Source organism: Amnimonas aquatica, from assembly GCF_002943415.1.
GTDB classification, from domain to species: Bacteria; Pseudomonadota; Gammaproteobacteria; order Pseudomonadales; family Moraxellaceae; genus Perlucidibaca; species Perlucidibaca aquatica_A.
Window position 1 is genome coordinate 1 of the sequence record NZ_PTQZ01000176.1, and the last position, 3,929, is coordinate 3,929.

General features: G+C 69.7%; 1 protein-coding gene and 1 pseudogene. One reads left to right on the forward strand and one right to left on the reverse strand.

Going from position 1 to position 3,929, the window contains the following annotated elements; genetic code table 11:
- On the forward strand, positions 1–180 hold a 180-nt coding region (locus tag C5O18_RS10455), incomplete at its 5' end, for a hypothetical protein (RefSeq protein ID WP_158249297.1).
- A gap of 60 nt (positions 181–240) precedes the next feature.
- On the opposite strand, the pseudogene C5O18_RS07330 reads toward C5O18_RS10455, so the two are convergent.
- Positions 241–3,680: pseudogene (locus tag C5O18_RS07330) on the reverse strand (transcription-repair coupling factor).
- Positions 3,681–3,929: the final 249 nt, after the last annotated feature.

Here is a 3,929-nt window from a genome sequence, read left to right on the forward strand (position 1 = left end):
TTCGTGGTGGGCACGCTGGTGCTGACCCTGGGTGCGATCATCAACCGCCTGCGTCCGGCCCCGGGCGAGAATGACGTGGCGGCCGATTTCACCCGCCGCGAGTGGCCGTTCGTGCCCGGCCTGCTGGTCGGCTACCTGGTGGCGATGTTCGCGCTGCCGTACTACCTGCCGGCGGGCTGACGCCAGCGCGCCGCCGTTCCCCGCCGGATCACGCTGGCCGGTTTCGCGTGCTGCCGGCGCTCAGGCGCGCGAACCCAGCCCTTCCAGCAGTTCCCGCACGAACTTCAGGCGCGTGGCCGGCACGTTCATGTTGTCGCTGAACTTCAGCCTGTCACCGCCCTCCAGCTTGTACTTCCTCGGTTCCTTCTGGATCAGCGCGATGAGCCGGCGCGGGTCCACCGTGGTGTCGGCGGCGAACTCGATGCGGCCGCCGGCCGGGCCGGCATCGATCTTGCGGATGCCCAGCGCGCTGGCGCGCACCTTCAGCGCGCTGACCGCGAACAGGTTCTTCACCGGCTCCGGCAGCAGACCGAAGCGGTCGATCATCTCCACCTGCAGCTCTTCCAGGGTCTCGTCGCTGTCGGCGCTGCTGATGCGCTTGTAGAGCATGAGGCGGTTGTGCACGTCGGGCAGGTAGTCTTCGGGGATCAGCGCCGACAGGCGCAGGTTGATGTCGGCGCCGAGCGTGAAGGGCTGGTCCATGTTCGGCGTGTGGCCGTTGCGGATGGCCTTCACCGCGCGGTCGAGCATGTCCATGTAGAGCGTGAAGCCGACGCTCTGGATGTTGCCGCTCTGTTCCTCGCCCAGCAGTTCGCCGGCACCGCGGATTTCCAGGTCGTGCGAGGCCAGGGCGAAGCCGGCGCCGAGGTCGCCGGCGGCGACGATGGCTTCCAGGCGCTTCTCGGCATCGCCGGTGAGCGCCTTCTTGTGCGGCGTCAGCAGGTAGGCGTAGGCCTGGTGGTGCGAGCGTCCGACGCGTCCGCGCAGCTGGTGCATCTGCGCCAGCCCGAGCTTGTCGGCGCGGTCCATGATGATGGTGTTGGCGCTGGGCACGTCGATGCCGGTCTCGATGATGGTCGAGCACACCAGCACGTTGAACTGCTTGTGGTAGAACTGGCTCATCACCTGTTCCAGTTCGCGCTCGCGCATCTGCCCGTGGGCGATGCCGATGCGCGCCTCCGGCACCAGTTCCCCGAGTTCGCGCGCGCACTTCTCGATGGTCTCCACCTCGTTGTGCAGGTAGTAGGCCTGGCCGCCGCGCAGCAGCTCGCGCAGGATCGCCTCCTTGATCACCGCCGGGTGGCTTTCGCGCACGAAGGTCTTCANGGCGTGGCGGTGAGGGTGAGCATGTCGACCTCGGCGCGCAGCTGCTTCAGCGCCTCCTTGTGGCGCACGCCGAAGCGGTGCTCCTCGTCGACGATGATCAGCCCCAGGCGCTGGAACTTCACGCTCGGCTGCAGCAGCTTGTGGGTGCCGATGAGGATGTCGATGCGGCCGTCGGCGGCGGCGTCGAGCGCGGCATCCTGCTCTTTCGCGGTCTTGAAGCGCGACAGCACCTCGATGCGCACCGGCCAGTCGGCGAAGCGGTCGCGGAAATTCTCGTAGTGCTGCTGGGCGAGCAGGGTGGTCGGCACCAGCACGGCGACCTGGCGGTTGTCCTGCACGGCGGCGAAGGCGGCGCGCATGGCGACCTCGGTCTTGCCGAAGCCGACGTCGCCGCAGACCAGGCGGTCCATGGGGCGCGGCGAGCGCATGTCGGCGAGCGTGGACAGGATGGCATTGCTCTGGTCGGCGGTTTCCTCGAACGGGAAGCCGGCGCAGAACAGCGCGTAGTCGGCATCACTGATGTTGAAGGCGTGGCCCTTGCGCGCGGCGCGGCGGGCATAGAGGTTGAGCAGCTCGGCGGCGGTGTCGCGCACCTGCTCGGCGGCCTTGCGCCGGGCCTTCTGCCACTGTTCGGTGCCGAGCCGGTGCAGCGGCGCGTGGTCATCGTCGGCGCCGGCGTAACGCGAGATCAGCTGCAGGCTGGCGACCGGCACGTAGAGCTTGGCGCTGTCGGCGTATTCGAGCAGCAGGAACTCCTGCACCTGACCGTCCATGTCGAGCGTGACCAGGCCCTGGTAGCGGCCGACGCCGTGATCGAGGTGCACCACTGGCGTGCCCGGCTGCAGTTCGCTGAGGCTGCGGATGGCCATTTCCGCCTGGCCATCGGCCGAGGTGGCCTTGCGCCGGCGGCGCTGCTGCACGCGCTGGCCGAACAGCTGCGACTCCGCGATCAGCGCGTGCCGCTCGCCGACCAGGCCCTGCTCCAGCGGCGCGATGGTGATCGCCAGCGCATCCTGCCCGTGGCGGAACGCCGGCCAGTCGCCGAGCACGGCCGGCTGCAGGTTCCAGCGGCCGAGCAGCTCCAGCAGGCTTTCGCGGCGGCCGGCGCTTTCGGCGCAGATCAGCACGCGCCGGCCGTCGGCGCGGGCGCGGGCCACGAAGTCGGCCAGCGCCTGCACCGGGCAGTCGGCCTTGGCATCCACCGGCAGGGCGGGGGCGGGCTGGTAGGGCAGGTTGAAGCTGCCGGCACGGTCTTCGACCAGGTTTTCGTGCACGGTCACGCGCGGGAAGCGGGTGAGCTGGCCGAACCAGTCGTTTTCGCGCAGGAACAGACGTTCGGGCGGCAGCAGCGGACGGCTGCTGTCGCCGCCGTACTGCTCGTGGCGGTCGCCGACCTCGCGCCAGAACGCCTGCAGGCGGGTTGGCGCCTGCTCCTCGAGGAACACCAGGCAGTTGTCCGGCAGATAGTCGAACAGGGTACCGGTGTGTTCGAAGAACAGCGGCAGGTAGTACTCGATGCCGTTGCCGGCGATGCCGCTGGTGACATCCTGGTAGATGCTGCTGCGGCGCGGGTCGCCGCTGAAGGTGTCGGCCCAGTTGTCGCGGAAGCGGCGGATGCCGGCCTTGTCGAGCGGGAATTCGTGCGCCGGCATGAGCGTCAGGGCGTCGATGGCCGCGACCGTGCGCTGGGTCTCGGTGTCGAACAGGCGCAGGGTCTCGATCTCGTCGTCGAACAGCTCGATGCGCACCGGGTGCTCGGCGCCCATGGGGTAGAGGTCGACCAGGCTGCCGCGCACGGCGAACTCGCCGTGCTCGTAGACGGTGTCCACGGCGCGGTAGCCGGCGGCTTCGAGCTGGCTCCGGGTGGCATCCAGCGTGAGCTTCTGGCCCCGGCGCAGGCTGACCGCCTGGCCCAGCAGCCACTCGCGCGGCGGCAGGCGGTGGGCACAGGTGCTGACCGGCACCACGAGCACGCCGCGCGTGGCCGAGGGCAGGCGCGACAGCACCTGCAGGCGGGTGGAAATGATGTCCTGGTGCGGCGAGAACTGGTCGTAGGGCAGGGTTTCCCAGTCGGGGAAGTGCCAGATCGGGAAGGCCGTGCCATTACCGCCGGCTGCTGCCGCGTCGTCCTGCGTGCTGCCGAGGAAGAAGCCCAGCTCCTCTTCCAGGCGCGCGCCGGCCTGCGTGCCGGCTGTGATCACCACGACCAGGCCCGGGTGCTGCGCCACGGCCTCGGCCAGGGTCAGCGACAGCGACGAGCCGGCGAGCCGGCCCCACTGGCGACGGTCATCGGCGTGGGAGGGCAGCGGCAGGCCGGTCTCGGCGGCTGGGGAGGCGGTGGTGCGTTCTGGCATTGCGGGGCTTCTCGTACGGGTCGTGCGGGCTGGTGCGCAGGCTGCATAAATGACGACAGGCCGCAACGGCGACCGACCGCAAGTGTAGCCCATGGCGAGGCGGCCGCGCACAGCCGGGCGGGCGGCATGACCGTCGGATGGCTGCACCCGGTGGCGGGGTCTGCGGCTCACTACCAGAGGCTCGCTACCAAGGGCCTGCGACAATATGTCACAGGGTTCGACGGGCGCCGGCTGCCTAGAATCGGCGCA